The following is a 20746-nucleotide window of genomic DNA, read 5'->3' as shown; positions in this document are numbered from 1 at the left end:
GGCCCTGCAGGGCCCCCAAGGTCATCTCGATTAAGCGTGTCATGTTAACGCTGTGTAAACAAGGGGTAATGGCCCAAGGAATCCCCTAAAAGCGTGAGCGATGCATCACATCGGCCGCAGGGGCCCTCACTGATATCCGACTATCTCCGGTAGTGTGCCAGTGTGTCAAGACCCCCACTGAACCCTCCCCAAGGTGCTCCGGACCCCGCTGATGAAGAGCCCTCATCCACAATGGTGCCTCGTGGCCGTCCGGAATCTACGGTTGTCAGGCCCCGCCAGGTCGCCGCTATTGCGGTGATCGTCGCCGCCGAAGCCGTGGCTTTGCTGGCTATCGCAGTCTTGTGGGGATACCAGCTGGTTTCCGGTCCGCTGGTGTTGCCCTTTTGGGGGGACGTCTTCTTCCTCGTTTTGCTGCTGGCGTTCTCTTCATGGCTTTTTGCGGTGGGGCATTTTCTCTTCCGCGGTTACCGTTGGCCACGGGCCGGCGCCCTGGTCGCGCAGCTATTTGTGCTCGCGATTGGATTTCCGACGCTGACAGGCGGCGACCCAATAGCCGGACTTTCGATGCTTCTGCCGGCGGTGGTGGCAATCGGACTGCTCTTCGACAAACGGGTCATCCACTTTGCCTCGCGCGCAGGAGGCTCCCCGCCTGCTCTGTAGCTGGGTTATGCCCGGTGCCGCGCACGGGCGGCGGCGATGGCGCAAGGATGGATAACTGGACGGCCGTGGCCCTGCCCTCCGAGATGAGGACGGCACGGCCCGGCGGGGGACTGGCTTCCGGTTCGAAGCGCTGACCGAAGAAATCCCCATCCCTGAGGCTGCGGGGAGCGATCAGGAGTCCGGTCCCGTAGCTGCGCGCGCTCAGGGCCAAGGGCACTCTCTGCATGAGCGTGGAGCTAAAACCCGCGGTAAGGATAACCGTCCATCCCAGATTGTGGAGCTCCACCAGATGCTGGTTGGCGGCAGCGGGGAGCAGATCGGCATCATCCACTAGTGCAACAGCTTGCCGGTCCAGCCGCCCGCTGACTGCCCGGGCATGGATCTCTGCCCAGAATTCTTCGGCGCCGGGGGAGGGGCAGGTGCCAAGTCCTGGGCAAATCCACGCAGTGATGGCCGGGTTGAGAGACGGTAGGGCGGCAATCAGTGAGCTTTTCCCGGATGAAGGTCCGCCCAGTACGGCCAGAACGCTGCCAGACGGCAACCGAACGGACGCGGGATCAAGTTCGTCCCCGCCCAACCCGACGTACAATCTGCGATGAGGCGTGGATGATGACTCCTGCTCGTCGGACCGGGGCTGCAGGGACCCATTCCCGGCACCCGGTAGCCGTGACAACACGTCTCTAACATGAACCTTGACCGGCAGCGGCTCCACCCTGAAGGGTCGCTTGGCGAGGGAAAGTGAGGCAGCGCGCGAGGGCTTTCCGGTATCGCTGCCTCCCGGAACACCTCCTACGGCAAGGTAAGAGGACATGGAGAAAAACTGGCACACCGTGGTCCGTCCCCCCGCCACGCTGCCGAAGGCCACAGCTCGGCCAGGCAGCGGAGCTGTTTCCGGAAGCCTGGGCCAGGACAGTCTGCTGTCTTCACTGGTACCGGCAGGAAAAAATATGCGGTTCGGGACGGACGCGAACAATCGGGATGTGACGAGTTCCCGTTCTCCGGAAATGATGACCGAGATCCCGGCCGCGGAGCCGTCACGGACAATGTCCTGGAGTACATCTTCCGCCCACATCAGAGGGCCGGCACGGAAAGCGGATACCCAGGATCCCCAACCCGAAACGACCAGAACGAGCGGGGTTTCCTGTACGCCACGGGGCCGGCTCAGCCGGGCGGACATTTCCCGGGCAACCCTTTCGAGTACCCGCACGCCCAACCGCATTTCGTGCAGACCGGCCACAGCCCCGACCCTTTCAGAGCTTGCCATGTCAGTGAAAGAGCTGTCGGCATCAAGTATGTAGAAGTGCGATTCGATTCTGTCCGTCATCAGCTGGTGCAAGGCCAAGGACATCGCATCAGGCACACCGCCGGCTGGACCACCTACCAAAGCGAGGTGACCTTGGTTGGCCGGATTCCATTCAAGTAATGCGATGCGCTGCTGCTCCGGAAGGTCCTGCCAGCCCAGCTGGACATTCCTTTCTTCGCGGCCGGCGCCGTCGTCGTCAGCTAGGGCGCGGGGGTCGCCGGCAGCACCGCCGGGACCGGATTCCGGGGAGTCATGCTGGTCCGGATAGGGGAGCGGCGCAGGCAACGGCATGGCAACGGGTCTTCGCACCGCAGTGCCACCGATGGATGCCCACAACTTACGGGTGGATTCAACGATCGGCGCTGCTGCGACCGCTGGTGTGACGGTTAATTGATGGGTCCCGTGTCCTGACGGCACAGCAGCGGGCCATCTCAGGGCGTCGTCAGCGCGACGGACCTGGATCCCAGGCGCCGGCAGTTCCGGGGAGGACCGGGCGAGCGATGCGGTTTGAAATTCCTCTGCCTCTTCTGTCCCTCTGGCCAGGAAGGCTCTACCAGGGGTGCCGACTGAGATATCGGCTGCATGGCTGACGTTGATGATGTCAGCAGAGTCCATGGCAGTCTGGACCCGCAACGCAATGCTGGTGGTGACGTTGGCCCTGATATCGGCTGTGAGGGCACCTTGTGGACGTTGAGTCGCCATGATCAGGTGGATGCCGAGTGAACGGCCGATCGTAGCAATTCTCATGAGCTCACCAAGAGCCTCCGGGGCGTCCTCCACGAGCATCCGGAATTCGTCAATGATGAGGATGAGTTGGGGAAGCGGCGAGTCCTTGGCGGCATCAGTTTGACGGTACGCCGCCAAATCCGGAGCCTGCACGGCGGCCAACAACTCTTCGCGGAGCCGAATTTCCGCACGCAATGAGGCCAGAGCACGATCCAGTTCGTGCTTCTTGAGATCAGTGAGCATTCCGACGCAATGGGGGAGTCCGGTCAGCGGGCCCAGTCCTGAGCCGCCCTTGAAATCGACAAAGAGGAAATTGATCCTTGCCGGCGAGTAGCTGAGGGCCAAGGCGGCTGTGAGGCTTCGGAGGAGTTCCGACTTGCCCGAGCCCGTCGTGCCGGCCACCAGAAGGTGTGGACCGTCGGCCTCGAGATCCAGCACCCGCAGGCCCGCGGCGGTGAGGCCGATGGGAACCGGCAGCCCCGGCCGTAGCCTGCCCGCGTCCCAACGTGATGATGTTTCTTCGGTGGAGAGCGGCATGACGTCACTGAGCGAGCAAGTCTCCGGGATGTGCGCCACGGATTGAACGCCAACGTCAGTTGTTGATGCCAATCGCCGGCAATAGCGGTTGAAGACCTCTTCGGGGACGAGGTCGGGCACAAATGCTGTAGTTGAGCTGCCCCTGCGGTAGGTGGCACTCCGCTCGCCCATTTCAAGTTCACAGTCCGGTGCGGCTCCCGCTGACTGGCTGAAGTGAAGGACCTGCCACCCAAGGTTTCGTGCGGATTCCTGCAGCTCGGTATCCGATGCCGCCGAAGCAGCATCGCCCAAGATCATGAGGACCCCCCGCGCGTACCCGGGCCCCGGGCCGGCGGCCACGGTGGCAGCTGAAGTGTGAAGATCGGCCGAGAGGATGACGGAATGGTGGTAGCGGGCAGCGAGGGGAAGGAGCGCAGACCTGCCGTGAATCAGCACACGGGTGGCTCTGGCACTGGGATATCCGAGAAGCTGAATGATCAAAGAGCGGGCCAGCCCGTTCGAGGCAGCCAGGGGCCCGCGAACCACAACCATCGCAATGGAGGGGTCCAACGTCAGCGGCGCAGATACCAATGACGGTACTTCGGCCTCGGGATCAGCCGGTTCGAATTTGATGTGTGCCGGCTGCTCTGCCTGCCCCAGACGCAGCCAAACGCCTTCCGGAGCGGTGCCGGCGGCATCGTGCTCCGCTCCGGAAGGCGGATCTGCCAGAATCAGGTCGGCAGCGGAAGGTGCGCATCGCCGTCGTCGTTCCCGGTCTTCCTTGACGGCTGCAGCGACAGAGGATTTCTGCTCGCGGCGTTGCCGCCTTCCGGAAATTACCGGAACCAGAACCGAAACTGCTGAGACGGCCGTGAAGGCCAGAAACATCCACATGCCCGTCATGACAGCCAGGCCAACGCCGATTACGAGCGGCAGCCCGGCTGTGAGAATGAGCGTGGTCCGGTTGCCGGCTTCCGGCCGGCGGTTGATCGAGAGGGGCTCGGCTACAGACCGGCCAGCCTTTGCAAGGTCGGCTCCTGACAGTGTAGGGCCGCCGAATACCACTGACATGGTGGAGCTGCCACAGCGGATGACGGAGCCGGTAGAGACGACGGCGTTCCGTACGCGTTTGCCGTCCACCTCCGTGCCGTTTGCGCTGTCGAGGTCAACGATGGTGATGGCGGTGTCTGAGACCTCAAGGCGGGCATGCTCCCTTGAGATATCAGCGTCCGGAATGATCACCTCGGTGGTGCTTCTGCCGATCCGGTACGTACCGCGCCGGAGGGGGAGCAATGTTCCCGCGCCCGGTCCGCTGTGCACCGCCAGCACGAGTGACGCAGGAGGCCCGGCGTCTCTGGACACCAAGGGCCTGGGCATCCTTCTGCCCGGCCCGTCGACCAGTACTGCGCCGTTAACGAGCGGCGGCGCACCCACGGTAAGCCCTGTGAGGGAGACGCCGTTCACGGTCACTTCCTGCGTTCCGAACCCGCGGGCGAGCGCGGCCTGGAGTTCGTCGCCGCTGCTTCCAGGAACTGCCTCTATTGTCAGCTCCACGGGCGCGTCAGTGCGTCCGGCGCCCGGCCTGCGGACCAGGGTGCAATGGAGGGGCATGGACAGATCTCAATTCTCGGGGGAGTGCTTGGTGCCCACGCTAGCGTTTACGGTGTGCGCGCGTCCGGCCATGATCCGGGCATGTGGATAACTTCTAAACGCACCCGCTGCTGCTGGCGCTGCTGCTGCTGCTGCTAGTGGGGCTCGCAAGCTTGATTTGTCCTGTAGACGAACGGTTCCGGGCAGAATTCCGGGTGCTGGCACTCCGCTACGGTAGGCCACGCCGTTCGCTTCGCCCATGAGGAAGGTCTTAACCACTGATCGTGGTGGCTCCCAGCGCCGGGGTGCCAGACGAAGCTGTGATCAGTGACGTTCCAAAATCTGGCATCTGGCGCAGGTGCGCGAGCTCGCTGAACTCGGCAGGAATTGCGTTGTCGGGCGCGGCGCCTACAAAAGTTCCCGATGGCGCCGTGGTCACCAAGGATGTTCCTGATTTCGCTCTTGTGGCCGGCGTTTCGGCCAAAAGCCTGGGTAGGAAAAGCAGGGTTGCCTCTTGGTCAGAATGGCGATATCTGGATTCGTCCGATAATAAGCGACCAGTATGTTGAGCAGAACGATACGCTCCGACAGGTTGAGCCAAGAGCCATCCCCTTGCTAAGCCGATCATCGGCGACGAAGAGCGGCGCACAGTGGATGCCGTACTCGCAACTGGTCAGCTCGCCTAAGGGTTACAAGTAGCGTGATTTGAGAAGAATTCTCACAAGTCCTCCTATACGGACGCGCATCCGCTGCTGTGAACTCGGACATATCGGGGCTTTACCTAGGCCTCCTTGCGGCAGGGATGCCGATAATCCGCAGCGGTTCAGCTCTGAGGAGAAGGTGCCGGTGTCATGGGAAGGGCGCCAGAAGGCGTTGGTCGAAATCGCGAAGCTGAAGGGCGCATCGCCCACGCTAATGTTTACACCGTGTGCGCGTCCGGCCATGATCCGGGCATGTGGATATCTCTTGAGCGCACCGTGGATTCGCGGTCACACAGGGGGTCTCGGGTACGCTTGACCAGCAGACGATGCACAACGTTGGGCTGCCCGCATTTCGAACCAGGAGATTTTGTGACCGCTGACCTCGTCATCGTAGGATCGGGCTTCTTCGGCCTGACAATCGCAGAACAGGCCGCTACCGAGCTGGACTTGAAGGTCGTTGTCATCGACCGCCGCCACCACATCGGCGGCAACGCCTACAGCGAAAAGGAAGAGCGGACCGGCATAGAGGTTCACCGCTATGGTGCGCACCTCTTCCACACTTCCAACGAGCGTGTATGGGAATACGTCAACCGCTTTACCACCTTCACCGGTTACGTCCACAAGGTCTACGGCGTGCACAAGGGCGAGGTCTATTCCCTTCCCATCAACCTTGCGACGATCAACCAGTTCTTCAGGGCAAATCTCACTCCAGGCCAGGCGCAGGCACTGATTCAGGAGCAGGCCGGGGAACTTGCTGGAACCGATCCCCAGAACTTGAATGACAAGGGCATTCAGTTGATTGGGCGGCCCCTCTACGAAGCGTTCATCAAGCACTACACCGGAAAACAATGGCAGACGGATCCCAAGGACCTGCCCGCAGACATCATTTCGAGACTTCCGGTCCGCTACAACTACGACAACCGGTACTTCAATGATAAGCACGAGGGCCTGCCCACCAACGGCTACACGGCGTGGATCGAGAAGATGGCTGAACACCCTAACATCGAGGTCCGGCTCAACACCGACTTCTTCGATGACACACACGATTACAGCAAGAACAAGGTCGTCGGCAACATTCCGGTGATCTACACCGGACCGATTGACCGCTACTTCGACTTTGCGGAAGGCGATCTCTCCTGGCGCACCATTGACTTCGAAGAAGAAGTCCTCGACCTCGGCGATTTCCAGGGAACGTCTGTAGTGAACTACAACGACGCCGATGTGCCTTACACCCGCATCATAGAGCCGCGCCACTTCCACCCGGAGCGCGAGTACCAAACGGAAAGAACCGTAATTATGCGCGAATTCTCGCGTGCTGCCGAAAAGGGCGACGAGCCTTACTACCCGATCAACACCGCCGCGGACCGCGAACGTCTGCTCAAATACCGTGACTTGGCGGCAGCCGAGCAGGACGTTCTCTTTGGAGGGCGCCTGGGGACCTACAAGTACTTGGACATGCACATGGCGATCGGTTCAGCCCTCACCATGTTCGACAACAAGATCAGGCCGCACTTCGAAAGCGGAGCCAAGCTTCAAAGCGGAGGGGTGGACGCGTGAGCACCACTACGGACAACACGGCCTGGAGTACCCTGCAGAGGGTGATCCTCCCGTCAGCAGACCAAATGGACACCGCCTCCCTGTACGTGGACGCAGGGATGGCCAGCGGCATCCGCCTTCGCGAGAATGACGAACTGGCCCGCTCGCCTAAGCTGCCGGAGGACAAACTCCAGATGTTCAGCTCAGGCGGACCTCAGGCGCACTTCGAGGACTTCCTGGGCCGGCATTCCATGCGGGTCCGCGCCGGTGAACAGATTTCCTTCGGCACCTATTTCAATGGATTCCCGGCCAGCTACTGGCGGCGTTGGACCTCGGTCCGGGATATCCGTCTCGAAGTCCGGACGCGCGGAACCGGGACCGTCACGGTCTACAAGTCCAACGCGCGTGGTTCGCTGCAACGCGTTGACGGGCAGCACGTGGACGGGGCTACGACGTCGACGTTCCAACTTTCGCTGAAACCGTTCGGCGACGGCGGCTGGTACTGGTTTGATCTCGCCTCCAGCTCAGGTGAGCTGGTGCTGGAACACGCAGAATGGCAGACCGCCGGCGGTGAGGCAGCCAAGGGCCAGGTCACCCTCGAGATCACTACGATGAACAAGCCCGACTTCTGTCTCAACAACGCCCGCATCCTCTCCGAAAACCCGGATGTCCTGGAGAATGTCAAAGAAATCCTGATCGTGGACCAGGGAACCCAGAAGGTCGAGGACCAGAAAGGCTTCGCCGACGTCAGGGACGCCCTGGGCGGCAAGCTCCGGATCATCAACCAGGCGAACCTTGGCGGTTCCGGCGGCTTTGCCCGCGGTATGTACGAGGCCGTCGAGAATGGCAGCGACTACGTCCTGCTGCTGGACGACGACGTCGTGGTGGAGCCGGAGAGCATCGACCGGCTGCTGACGTTCGCCGACCATTGCCGCAAGCCAACCATCGTCGGCGGACACATGTTTGACCTTTACAGCCGCAGCGTGCTGCACACCTTCGGTGAGGTCGTGGATCCGTTTCGGATTGTGCCCGCGGCGCCGCACTCGGACATGGAAGTGCGCCACGACTTCAGCGTCGCCAACCTCCGCCAGACACCTTGGTTGCACCGCCGCGTGGATGTCGACTACAACGGCTGGTGGATGTGCCTCATCCCCACCAAAATCATCAAGGACATCGGTCTGTCACTCCCGCTGTTCATCAAATGGGACGACGCCGAATACGGCCTCCGCGCGCGCGAAGCCGGATACGCCACCGTCTCCATGCCCGGTGCCGCCGTCTGGCACGTGTCCTGGCTGGACAAGGACGACCTGGTGGGCTGGCAGTCCTATTTCCACGAGCGGAACCGGCTCATCACCACCTTGATCCATAGCCCCTACAAGCGCGGTGGGCGGGTGCTGCGCGAATCCGTGCAGGCAGACGTAAAGCACCTCGTCTCCATGCAGTATTTCACCCAGCACGGTCGCATCGAGGCGCTCAAGGACATCTTCAAGGGACCACACGAGCTGCACAAGGTCCTCGGAACCAAGCTTCCGGAAATCAATGCACTCAAGGCGGAGTACCCTGACGCGCAGGTACGCGAGGACGTGGACGACTTCCCGGCACCGAAGATTGGTCGTGGACCCCTGGGCGGGGCGCCGATCGGCATGCCCAGCAAGAAAGAACTGGTTCCCTGGGGTATCAAGACTGTTGCCCGCCAGTTGGTTGAGGCACCGAACGCGGAAAGCGCCGAACGTCCGCAGGGCTTCCTCGCTCACCGCGACAACCGCTGGTTCCGGCTGGCCCACTATGACAGCATCGTGGTATCCAATGCCGAAGGCACAGGGGCCTCATGGTATCGCCGCGACCCGAAAAAACTCAAGTCGATGCTGATCGAGGCCACCGCACTGCATCTGCGCATCTACCGTGAATGGGACACCCTTGCGGAGCAGTACCGTAATGCCGTCGCCGACATCACGTCCTTGGATGCTTGGAAGAAGACCTTCGACGCAGGCTCGGGGGACCGGAAATAGATGGCCGGCGCCAATGATGAAATGACGCGCCCCGGCAAGGGGCGCGGACTGTTGGACGTCTACGACCACCGATTCCTCCTCAAGCTGTTGGTGCGCAAGGAGATCAAAGTCCGATACCGCGGCTCGGTCCTGGGCCTGCTCTGGTCCTATGTCAAGCCTCTGATGCAGTTCTTGATCTACTTCGTGGCGCTGGGCATTTTCCTGAACCTCCAGCGGGGAACACCCAATTACGCCATCTACCTCTTTGCTGGCATCGTACTGGTGAACTTTTTCACGGAGTCCCTGGGTAACGCCACCCGTTCCATCGTGGACAACCGAGACCTCATCCGGAAAATCTATCTCCCGCGTGAGCTCTTTCCCGTGGCCACAGTGTGGGTTTCGGCGGCGCACTTCCTGCCGCAGATGGTGGTCCTGGTTGGAGCATGCCTCATCGGGGGGTGGACGCCGTCAGCGCTGCAGCTTGTGGCCGCCGTCCTCGCCTTTATCCTGGTCTCCGTCCTGGCCGCCGGGCTGGGTCTGCTCTTCGGCGCCGCGAACGTCTACTTCCGCGATTCTGAAAACATTGTGGACATGATCCTCATGGTTGTCACGTGGGCGTCCCCCGTGCTCTACGTCTGGACTATGGTGGAGCGGGTCATGGGCCCGTGGTACTGGATCTACCAGCTGAACCCAATTACTGTCGCTGTAGAGATCTTTCATTGGGCGTTTTGGTACCCCACGTTGAAGCAGGACCAGCTCGGCCTTGCCTCGATGCCACCGGATCTGATGACCGTATGGCTGCCGGTGGCCTTCCTGATCGCCTTTGCCGTGCTGTTCGTCGGGCAGCTGACGTTCCGGCGCCTGGCCGTCCACTTTGCACAGGAGCTTTGAAATGACTGCACTGGGCCATGTCGCTATCAGCTGCGCGAACCTGCGCAAGCAGTTCGTGCTTCGCCACACGCGTTCCATGAAGGAAGCCGTGGTGTGGCTTGTCACGGGACGCAAAGGCGATCTGTCCAAGAAGTTCCTGGCGCTCAAGGACGTATCCCTTGAAGTCAGCCAGGGGGAGACCGTCGCGCTGCTGGGGCTCAACGGTTCCGGAAAATCAACTCTGTTGAAGTTGATTTCCGGCGTTCTACAGCCCGACGGCGGCACGGTGAAGACGCGGGGGAGAGTGGCCGGACTCATCGAAGTGGGGGCGGGTTTTCACCATGATCTCAGCGGCCGCGACAACGTATACCTTAATGGTGCGATCCTCGGAATGACTGAAAAGCAGATCGACGAGATGTTCGACTCGATCGTGGAATTCTCCGAGATTGGCGAGTTCATAGATACCGAGGTCAAATTCTATTCATCCGGCATGTATCTGCGGCTGGCCTTCTCTATCGCTGTGCACACCGATCCGGAAGTGTTCCTGATTGATGAGATCCTGGCCGTCGGCGATGAGCCGTTCCAGCGAAAATGCATTGCCAAGATCCAGGAGCTTGCTGACAAGGGGAAAACCCTTTTTGTAGTTAGCCACGACTTGGACCTTGTCTCGACGGTCTGCGAGCGAGGAGTCCTGCTCGAGCACGGCGAAGTGATCATGGACGGAGAGGTGCACGAAGTTGTTTCGGAACTCCGGCGGCGCTCGGCCGTCAAATAGCCGGCCGAGGCGCCGATAGTCAAGGACGGGTTCAAACGCTGAAACGATTGCGGGCGCTCGGCTAGTGTGGGTCCGGTAGTAGGAACTCGTGGCAGCGTTCAATACAACCAGGCAGCGACGGAGCGGTACCGGAACCAACGAGAGTAGCACGCCACCGGAACTCTTCTGCATCCCCGTCACGGCGTTGCTGCAGGCCACGACACCGCTGACGACGGCGTTACCCTGCCAGCGCCGTCGGCCGAGGGACCCAGCGGCTCCGGTAAACCGGCCGGCAACGGCGCCCGCCGGTCCGGCGACCATACCCTCACCGTCACCGGTGGCCACGACGCCTCGGCGGGGACGCCGGCCATCTCCGGCCGACAACAGTAGTCCAGTAGTGCGGATTGGATGGCAGCGGCTGCCTTCAGGCTTTCATCGGCGGAACCACCTGCGGGGCACCAGCGACCGGCGCCCGCGCCCTGACCGCCGAGATCGAGGCCGACTGAAAATAATACGCCTCCGCCTCCAGTTACTTCGCCTTCCCCGTGGCCGCGACAGTCTGGGGCCGCCCGGGACAGTCGGCCGCCAGCAGTTGCAGCACGGAAGCCTCTATGACGTGCCCGGTGTCGGGACCTTCCCGGTGTGTGGCGGCATCAACGCTAACTACGAATCGCTGGTCGGACTCGCCGGCAACCAGGCCACCTCCGGATCAGGCAGTCGGACGCTTCCGGATCGCTCCGGCTCCGGCGCCGACCCGGACGGCCTATACCGGTCCGGGGAGAGAGCCCGTGACGCTCGATGGCCGGACGGTCATTCTGTCGCGTCGAGATGACTGCTCCTCGCCCGGCATTCACCGCGCAGGAGAACCAGCAGAAAGGCTATCCCCCGTAGCGGTCTTCGGTAGCCCGGGGCTATCTCGGATGTTCACGGCCGGCTCCCTAGCGGCAGGCTGTGAGCTCGTAGAGCCGGGCCTCGCCCTCCTGCAGAACGAGCTTCATCGCCGGAGAGTCTTGCAGGTCGGCCAGCCCAGGGAACGGATGGTTGCCGCCGTGGACTTCCCTCGTGCCAAAGTCCAGGGCATACCGCACGCGGGTAGCGCGGACAGCGTCGCACACTTCATGGTCGGTGGCGGCATTGCGGAGGTCCCGGTTTAGAGTTTCCACTGCCTCGGTGTTTGCCGTCAGGATGTGCTTAGCAGTGGTCTCGCGGTTCGCCAGAGCATAGGCCAGGGCGCCTCCGGTCCAGGGATTGACGGCGATGACGGCGTTCGCGGGAACCACGTCGTCGAGCCTGTCGATGATCCGCTGCTCATCCGACGTCACCAGTGGGGACACGTTGTTTTCCAGATAGTTCTGTTGAGCCGACGCCACGGCTGCCGTCATGGACGGCAGCTGGGCGACCGTTCCCACCGCGACCATGACAGTGACGAGGGCGGCCAGGATGACGGCCTCGCGGGTCTTCGCCGGAATGCGTCCGGGCCGCCCCGTCTTTGACGAACGGATTTTCGACAGGCCCCTGCGCAGCCACGGCGCGACGGCGTCCGTGGCGATGGCGGCAAACGGCAGGGCCATCATGGGGAGCAGCGCGGCGATTCGGTAGCTGTCGTTGTACCAGACTCCGGTCGCGGCGCTCCGGAGGAAGCTCGGCGGAGCACCGGAAACAATAACGAAAAGCACTGCCGTGATGGCGAAGCATCCCAGCATCCAGAACCTGCCGCCGCGCCGCCAGCACAGGAACAGCCCCGCAAGCATCAGGATGCTCACTCCCGCGGCCATCGGCCGGTTCATGGCCGAGTTGGTGGCCACTTCGACGGCGGCCCCCAGCGGCGACTGGATCGGTCCCCAGAAGGCTGCGTCGCTCGGTGGACGGATCACGGCCCACAGCAAGACCAGGACGACTGTGGCTGCGGCCAGCCCGGCAGTGGCCAAACGCCATTCGGGCCGGCGCTCACCGCGGTAGGCCCGCCCGCGCAAGTAACGTAGGTAATATGCCTGTGCAGCCACGGGAACCGACAGGACTAGCAACGACATGAAGCCGTTGGGGTGCGCCAGTGCCAGACCGGGAACGAGAAGTAGCGGCAGGATCAAGCGGGACAGCGGGGGCCAGGTCAGGTGCCGGCCAAGCCCGAACATCAGCACCACACCGGACAGGGCCGCGGGCAGCAAGCTGATCGACAGGAAATTCGGATACAGAACGCCGAAGTCGAGCAGCAAGACGGGGAACGCGGCGAACGCGGCGGAAAGGATCCCGGCCGCCCCTACAGCCACGGTCCTGTTTCCTGCCACCGTCCGGGTCAGGAGCATGCATCCCAACGGCCACACCATGGACGCCACAGCCATGTTCAGGACGTTGACGCCCACCGTGATCGGGATGCCGGTCAGCTGGATGAGGGCGGCGGCAAGACCGTGCCAGGCGGCCGGATAGAAGTAGGGTGGGGAATCGCCGCTGGTCATCGTCGACATCGTCAGCGATGAGGCATCCCCGGTGTCCAGGATGTAGCGGATGCCGTTCAGGTGGAAGACGTTGTCGAACGTCTGCGAATAGCTTTCCGGTGTCCCGAAGGCCAAGGTTAACTGGATGAGGATCAGTCCGGCGCCGGCAAGAAACGCCGCCGCCACCCATCCTCCGGTCTGCGTCCAAGGCCGCAGCAGGGCGGCAGTGGGTAAGGCGGCCCTGCCTTCAAACCGCAGCCTGGCCAGCAGGACGGCGCCACACAGAGCGATCCCGCCCAACAGGACCGCGGCAGCCGACCAGGGGATGGATACAAAGGGCAGCCCGACGGCGAGGACGCCTGCAATGGATACTGTCACCGCCGGAGCAAGGGCCACAGCCGGGAGCCCTCGCAGCCCCAAGGCGATCGTCACCAATGCGCCAGGAACCAGCAGGAACAGGGCGGCTGTCAATACAAGGGGCAGGACCTCAGGCCAGCTCAAAATACCAGCCCCATTCCGACGCCCTTGGCCTGGACACGGGCGGGGTTGGACATCGGCACATCAGAGGGTCTGGTCGAGCAGCCCCAGCAAGTAGGCGCCGTAGCCGCTCTTGACCAGGGGTTCGGCGCGTTGGCGCAGTTCGTCGTCGGTCAGGAAGCCAAGGCGCCAGGAGATCTCCTCCGGGGCGCCGATCTTCTGGCCCTGGCGGTTCTCCACGGTCCTGATGAAGTTGGAGGCATCGCTGAGGTCATTGAAGGTGCCGGTGTCCAACCAAGCAGTGCCGCGTGGGAGGATGTCCACCTGCAGCTTGCCCCGTTCCAGATAGGTCCGGTTTACGTCAGTGATCTCCAGCTCTCCTCGGGGGGAAGGCTTGAGATTCCGGGCGATCTCAATGACGTCGTTGTCGTAGAAATACAGTCCAGGAACGGCATAGTGGCTGCGCGGCTTTTCCGGTTTCTCTTCGAGCGACAAGGCCTTGCCGTCGTCGTCGAACTCCACCACGCCGTAAGCCTTGGGGTCCTTGACCCAGTAGCCGAAGACGGCGCCGCCGTCGATGTCGGCATGACGGCGCAGCTGGGTTCCCATTCCCTGGCCATAGAAGATATTGTCGCCCAGGACCAGCGCCACGGTTTCGTTTCCGATGTGCTCGGCGCCCAGGACAAAGGCCTGGGCAAGTCCGTCAGGCGAAGGCTGCTGGACGTAGCTGAGGTTGACGCCGAACTGCGAGCCGTCGCCCAAGAGTCGCTGGAACTGCTCTGCGTCATGCGGTGTGGTGATGATAAGTATGTCCCGGATGCCCGCGAGAAGGAGGGTGGACAATGGGTAATAGATCATAGGCTTGTCGTAGACGGGCACAAGCTGCTTGCTGATGCCGAGTGTGATCGGGTGAAGTCGGGAACCGGTACCGCCGGCCAAGATTATTCCGCGCATGCGCCCAATCCTCGCGTATTGGAACTTCAACGGCAACTTGCTGGCCGTGTTTCCGTTCAGGGTGGGACGCAGTGCGGGGAGCTTAGGGGCGCAAGGTAGAATTGACGGTCTAGACAACATCACGAAGGAAGCCCGGGATTGAGCACAGCTGTACTGAAACCAAACGCAATTCCGGCCCCGACTATAGGGCGGCGGCTGGATCCACGCGGCAACAGCCTCAACCTGATCCGGCTGGTTCTAGCATTCATGGTGCTCTTGGCACACAGTTGGCACATCGTGGGTGACGGCAACGGATGGGGCTTTCGCGGCGAAAACCTCGGCGGCTGGGCTGTCGCCGGCTTCTTCGGGATCAGCGGCTACCTGATCACGGCCAGCAGGTTCAGCAACAGAATCGGACCCTACATCGTCCATCGGGTGGCAAGGATCTTCCCTGCCTTTATCGTGTGCCTGGTGGTGATGGCTTTCGTGTTCGCGCCAATTGCCTACGCGATCCAGCACGGCTCCCTGCTGGGGTTCCTGCATACCCCCACGACGCCGCTGAACTCGGTCTTCGCGAATATGACGCTTCACATCGTCAGCTATGACATTGCGGGCACTCCGGCAGGCGTGCCATACTCCAAAGCCTGGAATGGCTCCCTCTGGACGCTCTATTTTGAGTTCATGTGCTACCTACTGATTGCGATGATCGGTTTCCTGCCACTGTTCAAGAAGACCCCCTGGCCGCTCATCGGTGCCTTCATCGCAAGTGTAGTTCTGTGGGCAAATATCGAAGCCCTAAAGCCGTATCTGCAATCGAACCTGGACTTTGAACTCGCGGCCCGGCTCGTCCCGTACTTCCTTGGCGGCGCAGTGGTGCAGGTTCTGAGCTCCCGGATCGGCATCCACAAAGTTGCGGGCCCCCTAGCCATCGTGCTGGCGGGACTGTCCATTTTCTTGGTGGACGGGTTCGGCGGGCAGTTGGCAGCCCCGTTCATTGCCTACGGGCTGCTCTGGATTTCCACCTGGCTGCCGCAGCCGGCCCTCGTCGCGCGGCACGACATTTCCTACGGCGCCTACATATATGCCTTCCCGGTCCAGCAGTTGCTGGCGGTCTTCGGCGCGTACCACTGGGGTGTCTGGTGGTTCACGATAGCCGCGACGCTGTGCACTATTCCGTTGGCCGCGGCCAGTTGGTTCTTCGTTGAGCGGCCGGTCATGCGGCGGGCGAAGAAGAGCGTTTAACCCTGCCCAGATGGCGCGGAACTGGGTTTGAGCGGGCTTGCGCCGTAGGAGATAGTCAGGGGCGGGATCTGTATACACATCACCGCGATTGGATGCGCCGGAATTTTGCACCCAGGTATGTTGTCTGGGATCGGGAGATCGACATTGCCGCGGTGCCGAGGGCGCGTTTGAGGTAGCGGTTCCCGGGCCTGGTCTTCGGTGACCCGACCCGACCCGCGGACTCGTTGGCCCCTGGAGCGGTCCCGGCCCAGTATGCCTGATGGCCGGCTGTGGGGAAGGTACTCATATCGGCCCAGTTTCGGCGACGATCACGTCGGCAATGCGGCCACTGATACCCGGGACGCGCCGCCCGGGCCCAGTTCTCGGTCAGCTATCCGATCCCGGTAGCCAAATCGCACCTGGTCGCCCGGATCAGCGACAAGAAGTACTGGCAGCCTGCCCTGGACCAAGACGGCAACGAACGCGCCGACGCCTGGGTCATCAATGCCACCGACATCATCTCGCTGGCAGACTACCCGCCGGGCACGAACCTGTAGCTGCGCGCCGAACCGCTGCATCGCGGCGCGCAACAGACACTTCTGGATCTGGACGGGAACCGCATCACCGCGTTCCTGACAAACTCGCCACGCTAGCCAACAGGCTCGACCACAGCACCAAGATTCAACCGGCGTCGGCCGTGACAGACACCTACATGATCCGCCCAACCCTCACCCGGGGCCAGAGCCCGAGGCGAGGCGACCGCGGACTTTTTCCCACCATGGCGAGAGCTAGGCCGGGCTACTAGCCCAGTCGAATCAACCTGTCAGCGAGACCGCGTCCAAGCAAATACTCATAAGTGGGCTCAAACAGTTCGGGATCCACCACCGCGGACAAAGTCGGATGCTCAGCCAGAATACGGCCGATCACCTCAGGGGCACGCGAATAGTCCTTAGCAATGTCCAGGATTGAAAAGCTCATCTCAGTGGTTACTGAGGATGACATGCCTCGCATTCCCCACTGCCATCGGGCGGCGAGCACCGGATCAACCGTACCTGGTCCGGCGATGTAGACAGTTGACGCCGGCTGGGGTTGCCGGGCACTTTGCAGCAGCCTGTGGATATAGACAGGTGTGGACATCAGATGCGTTGCCTGGTTCGACATTTCCGTCAGGGGACGCGCCGTGGGTGGTAGTCCCGCTTTTTCCAGGCCAGGCACTGTGAAGCCGAATATTTGGGTGGCCGTGACCGCAAGGACGCACAGGCCTACAGCGAGCCCTCGTCTGCGCACTGGACCTTCACCGGTCACGGGCTGGGGGATCAGCGTGGCGGCTGCTGCGACAGCCAAGGGCCAGGCCAGGAGGAGAACGGCAATCAGGTATTTGTAGAAGTAGTAGGAGATTGCTCCGTTCTGGATGCTCTGGGAGACCGCGAGCCAGATACACAGAGCAATCGGAATCAGGAGCCCCAGCGATGCCCTCGAGACATCCAGCCGTTCCCTTCGCACGCTCCGCGAGCCAGAGCGTGGCGCCGCCGTGCTGTTGGCGAAGCCAAGCACAAGTGCCAAGACGACGGTCACCAAGGCGAGGCCAAAGTCCGGGAAAGCGATACCGCCTTGGGCTTCCAAGATCTTCTGGCTCGACACGATGAGCGGAGATATCTGGATGATAGGCAAAGCAACGCCCAAGATGGTGACGGCAGTGAATCCAGCGGCGAGAATCCACCACGAGCGGCTGTAGTCGTTTCGGTGTCGCACTAGTGACCACAACCGTGTGGTCAGGACTACGGCGACCAGAGAGACGAGCAGCAGCCAGTTATTGCAGATGCTGATTAGGCCGGCGCCGACCGCGGCCAGGCCCATCAAGGGGATGCGGCGCTGGAACGTAAGCAGGGCCAGGACGGTGGCGGCGGCCGTGCCGCACGCCAGATAGAAGTTGCCGAAGCCTTCGTATACGGGGATTGAGCCGGGCCCGTAGATCCATGCGGCGGTGGCCACAGCGACGCCGGTGGCCATCACGGCGGATCTGCGGCGGACGGCCGGCAGCGCGCACATGCCGGCGACAACAAGGAAGACGGTGATTACGCTCGTGACCGCTTGCAGGTTGATGTAAGAAACCAGCTCGCTGTCCACGCTGACGATGGCTGGTCGGAGAAGGTCGGAAATCGTCGCCAGCAGGGTATGGAATCCCTGCGGGTACTCCGCGAACCCCCACGATTCGCCGCCGGCGCCTCTGGGAATCGTCGGGATCACTTCGCCATGGCTCCGCACCATGTAGTAGATGCTGAAGTGGGACTGGTAGTCCCAGCGGCTCATCATGATCGACAGGGCGTCGGCCGGTGCCCGGATGGTGAGCATGGTAAACAACGACAAGGCCGAAAGCGCCGCAGCTAGGAACGGCACGGAATCAATCCACTTGGCCGTCGGGAGCAGCCGCCGGAGCCGCCGTCGGGCTGAGCGTGCCGAGACAATCCACCAAGCGATCAGCCCGGCAAGGACCGCAACCAGCAGAGTTCCGTGGTCAAAGCCCAACAGCCGCTCAGGAAACCACCAAGACAGTGGCACGAGCCCTGCCACAATTAGGCCGTTGAACAGAATACGCTGTGAAAGGATCCGCGCTGTCGGCAGCAGCAGCACGAGGACAGCAGCAAGCAGCAATGCCGGCACTCCCTGCAACAGGCCGGCTGACCGCAAGGCAATTACCAGCGCTGCCACTGCAAGGAAGGCCAGAATTCCGCGCGCTTGCCTGATGGCTGCGGCGCCGGGCCAAGCGGTCTCACGTGGGGATCTCACCGAGGCCCGTGGCCGGAGATCCTGAGGGTCGTTTACGATAGTGCTCACTGGCTGATTCCCCAATTGCGTCGTGCGGTGATAGTGATACAGGTGAAGCGGTTGGGCGGAGTCCATTGATTGCGGGCATCACTGGAGATGAAGCCTGCTGGTGGAACTCGAACGCCTTGGAACTGAACCGGCAGACAGCACGCCCGCTCTGGAGCTGAGACCCAATCGACGGCGCCGCTACCTGTGGCGGCGCTGTCCGGAGACACCGCGCACACCATCGACAATGCCATGCAGCGCGTTGGCCAGCCGGGTGCGCCTGCCCGGGGCCAGCAGCGTGACGATAGCCAGATGCCGGTAGTCCGCCAGGAATCCCTTCAGGGTCCAGAGCGGAAACCGGCGGCCGTATTGGCGCGTCAACAGAATGCGGTTCCGAAAGAGATAATAATACCTCCAGGCCGCCGCCGTGCGGACCTCCAACGGCTGGCCGCCGACGGACACTGTCTTTCCGAAGAGAATCGCCGTTGTCGAGCTTCCCAGCGAGTGGTCCAGCGCCGCGTCCGGAGCAATCACGGACCGGAGGCCTTTGGCAGTGCATCGGAGATAGAACTCGCTATCCACGCCGTCGATGAAGAGGCTCCCCTGGAAGAGGCCGAGCCGCTCCAGCACCGGGACCGGAATAAGAAGTCCGGACTGGATGGGTTCGCCGCCGAGCTGGATTCCGTTCAGCAGCGCGCCGCGCCGCACGGGAAGGCCCCTGACGGAGTTCGGGGCCACCATTCCGACCGGGACGCCTGCCTCCAGGGCCGCCGTCGCCGCTGACAGTAGCGCGGCGACGTAGCCGTCGTCGAGCAATGAGTCCTGGTCCATGGTCAGGATATAGCCTGGCTTAGCGGCGCCGGCCAGCGCCGCCGAAATGCCGGCGTTCAGTGCCGCTGCGATGCCAGAGTTCTCGGCGAGCCGCTCCACGAGGCAGCCCATGGCGGACAGTTCGAACAGGATCCGGGAGGGATCTTGGGGACTCCCGTCGTCGACGACAACAACCGTGTCAACCTGGCTGAGCAGAGCGGCGGCGTTCGCCAGCACGCCGCAGGTGGGGTTGAACAGTGAAACGACAGCGGCAGTCGCAGTCAACGTCTCTTCCGTCCGCGTCAGACGGGCTGGACGTCGGGCTGGACGTCGATCCAGTAGGCGAGGCGGTCAATGCCCTGAGCGAGGTTGTACTTCGGCGTCCAGCCAAGCACCTTCTCTGCGGCCGTGATGTCTGCCCAAGCATGGCGGACGTCGCCCTGTCGGTACTGTCCGGTGACGTGTGGCTCGGGCGCACGGTAATGCGCGGCGATCAGTGCCGCCGCGGTGCCGATGGTCTGAAATTCACCAGAGCCGATGTCCATCGGTTCGCCCTGGACGGTGGGGGAGACTGCGCCGGCGACGATGGCGGAGGCAACGTCGTCGATGAGGATGAAGTCGCGGCGGACTTCGCCGTCCTCATACAGCGGAATCGACTTGCCCCCCATGGCCATCCGGCAGAACAGGCTCATGATGCCGGTGTAAGGGTTGATCAAGGACTGGCCCGGGCCGTAGACGTTCTGGAGCCGCAGGATGACCGTCTCCACGCCGTAGGACTTCGCCCAGGCCTGCAGGACGTGCTCCTGGGCGAGTTTGGTCGCGCCGTAGACACTGACCGGCGCGGGGAAGGTTTCGGAGGCCTTCATTGCCACCGGGGTGGCTCCGGGGAAGTCCCACTGCGCCTGATCCAGGGTGGTGCTGGTGCGCTGGCCCGGGTAAAAGAGCCTGCCGTCGGCATCAGCCCAGGCCCCCTCGCCGTAGACGGCGCGGCTGGAGGCAAGGACGATCCTGCGGGGTAGCTTGCCGTGCCGGTTCAGTCCGTCCAGCAGCTGGGAGGTTCCCACAACGTTGACGTGCGTGTGGCGGGTAGACTCCTCCAGCGACTGGCCGGTTCCCGTTTCGGCAGCCAGGTGGATGACGACGTCAGGGGAGTGCTGGTCCAGGACGTTATCCCAGGTGGCTGCCTCAGCGACGTCCGCGACGATGAGTTCTGCGCGGGCATCGAGCTCCGCGGGCCGCTGGCCGGTGGCGTGGATTTGCGGGTGAAGGCTGTCCAGGACCACCACGTGGTCGAAGGCCTCAGCCAACGAGGCGGAGATGGCGCAGCCGATGAAGCCGGCGCCGCCGGTGACGAGGACGGTGCCGCCCGGGCGGGGGGACGTTTCAGGAGAAGTCACAGCGGACCTTTCGTTTCAGGT

13 protein-coding genes and 3 pseudogenes are annotated in these 20746 nt (G+C 62.6%); 9 read left to right on the top strand and 7 right to left on the bottom strand.

What is annotated here, in order from left to right; genetic code table 11:
* The first annotated feature begins 162 nt into the window (after nt 1-162).
* Nucleotides 163-660: a hypothetical protein gene (locus ACQCST_RS13950; protein WP_426996345.1), complete on the top strand. Its 498-nt coding sequence runs from the start codon at nt 163-165 to the stop codon at nt 658-660.
* Here the strand turns inward: ACQCST_RS13950 and ACQCST_RS13945 are convergent.
* A complete protein-coding gene (locus tag ACQCST_RS13945; RefSeq protein ID WP_426996344.1) occupies nt 614-4816 on the bottom strand; it encodes an FtsK/SpoIIIE domain-containing protein in 4203 nt (1400 codons plus the stop codon). The two genes, ACQCST_RS13950 and ACQCST_RS13945, sit on opposite strands and share 47 nt — an antisense overlap.
* A 257-nt stretch (nt 4817-5073) precedes the next feature.
* On the opposite strand from ACQCST_RS13945, the pseudogene ACQCST_RS13940 reads away from it, so the two are divergent.
* From ACQCST_RS13940 to ACQCST_RS13915, 6 genes and pseudogenes are all read left to right on the top strand, one after another.
* A pseudogene (locus tag ACQCST_RS13940) lies at nt 5074-5392 on the top strand (N-acetyltransferase); the annotation flags it as partial.
* 473 nt (nt 5393-5865) lie between these two features.
* The gene (gene glf, locus ACQCST_RS13935; protein WP_426996343.1) at nt 5866-7053 is read left to right on the top strand and encodes a UDP-galactopyranose mutase; all 1188 of its coding nucleotides are present in this window, start codon (nt 5866-5868) and stop codon (nt 7051-7053) included.
* A gap of 65 nt (nt 7054-7118) precedes the next feature.
* Nucleotides 7119-9041: a glycosyltransferase gene (locus ACQCST_RS13930; protein ID WP_426999184.1), complete on the top strand. Its 1923-nt coding sequence runs from the start codon at nt 7119-7121 to the stop codon at nt 9039-9041.
* A 21-nt stretch (nt 9042-9062) separates the two neighbouring features.
* The gene (locus tag ACQCST_RS13925) at nt 9063-9911 is read left to right on the top strand and encodes an ABC transporter permease (RefSeq protein ID WP_426996342.1); all 849 of its coding nucleotides are present in this window, start codon (nt 9063-9065) and stop codon (nt 9909-9911) included.
* A 1-nt stretch (nt 9912) separates the two neighbouring features.
* Nucleotides 9913-10665: an ABC transporter ATP-binding protein gene (locus ACQCST_RS13920; RefSeq protein ID WP_426996341.1), complete on the top strand. Its 753-nt coding sequence runs from the start codon at nt 9913-9915 to the stop codon at nt 10663-10665.
* A gap of 383 nt (nt 10666-11048) precedes the next feature.
* Nucleotides 11049-11150 (top strand): hypothetical protein, encoded by a 102-nt coding sequence (locus ACQCST_RS13915; protein WP_426996340.1) that lies wholly within the window; start codon nt 11049-11051, stop codon nt 11148-11150.
* 432 nt (nt 11151-11582) lie between these two features.
* Here the strand turns inward: ACQCST_RS13915 and ACQCST_RS13910 are convergent, their stop codons facing one another.
* Both ACQCST_RS13910 and rfbA read right to left on the bottom strand, forming a co-directional pair.
* A complete protein-coding gene (locus tag ACQCST_RS13910) occupies nt 11583-13577 on the bottom strand; it encodes a DUF6541 family protein (protein ID WP_426996339.1) in 1995 nt (664 codons plus the stop codon).
* A gap of 60 nt (nt 13578-13637) precedes the next feature.
* Complete coding sequence (gene rfbA, locus ACQCST_RS13905; RefSeq protein ID WP_426996338.1) at nt 13638-14507, bottom strand: glucose-1-phosphate thymidylyltransferase RfbA; 870 nt, start codon at nt 14505-14507, stop codon at nt 13638-13640.
* 138 nt (nt 14508-14645) lie between these two features.
* On the opposite strand from rfbA, the gene ACQCST_RS13900 reads away from it, so the two are divergent.
* Complete coding sequence (locus ACQCST_RS13900; protein WP_426996337.1) at nt 14646-15728, top strand: acyltransferase family protein; 1083 nt, start codon at nt 14646-14648, stop codon at nt 15726-15728.
* Between the two features lie 9 nt (nt 15729-15737).
* Here the strand turns inward: ACQCST_RS13900 and ACQCST_RS13895 are convergent.
* Nucleotides 15738-16070: pseudogene (locus ACQCST_RS13895) on the bottom strand (IS110 family transposase); the annotation flags it as partial.
* 14 nt (nt 16071-16084) lie between these two features.
* Here ACQCST_RS13895 and ACQCST_RS13890 point away from each other — a divergent pair.
* A pseudogene (locus ACQCST_RS13890) lies at nt 16085-16357 on the top strand (IS1380 family transposase); the annotation flags it as partial.
* Between the two features lie 151 nt (nt 16358-16508).
* Here the strand turns inward: ACQCST_RS13890 and ACQCST_RS13885 are convergent.
* From ACQCST_RS13885 to ACQCST_RS13875, 3 genes are all read right to left on the bottom strand, one after another.
* Complete coding sequence (locus tag ACQCST_RS13885; RefSeq protein WP_426996336.1) at nt 16509-18542, bottom strand: hypothetical protein; 2034 nt, start codon at nt 18540-18542, stop codon at nt 16509-16511.
* A 177-nt stretch (nt 18543-18719) separates the two neighbouring features.
* Nucleotides 18720-19613 carry a glycosyltransferase gene (locus ACQCST_RS13880; RefSeq protein ID WP_426996335.1) on the bottom strand — a complete coding sequence of 298 codons (894 nt, stop codon included), beginning with the start codon at nt 19611-19613 and terminating at the stop codon, nt 18720-18722.
* Nucleotides 19614-19630: 17 nt separating this feature from the next.
* A complete protein-coding gene (locus ACQCST_RS13875) occupies nt 19631-20725 on the bottom strand; it encodes an NAD-dependent epimerase/dehydratase family protein (RefSeq protein WP_426996334.1) in 1095 nt (364 codons plus the stop codon).
* Nucleotides 20726-20746 lie beyond the last annotated feature (21 nt).

Origin of the sequence: Pseudarthrobacter sp. N5 (assembly GCF_050157035.1) — a bacterium.
In the GTDB taxonomy this organism is placed as follows: Bacteria; Actinomycetota; Actinomycetes; order Actinomycetales; family Micrococcaceae; genus Arthrobacter.
This window is presented reverse-complemented; position numbering and strand designations above follow the sequence as displayed.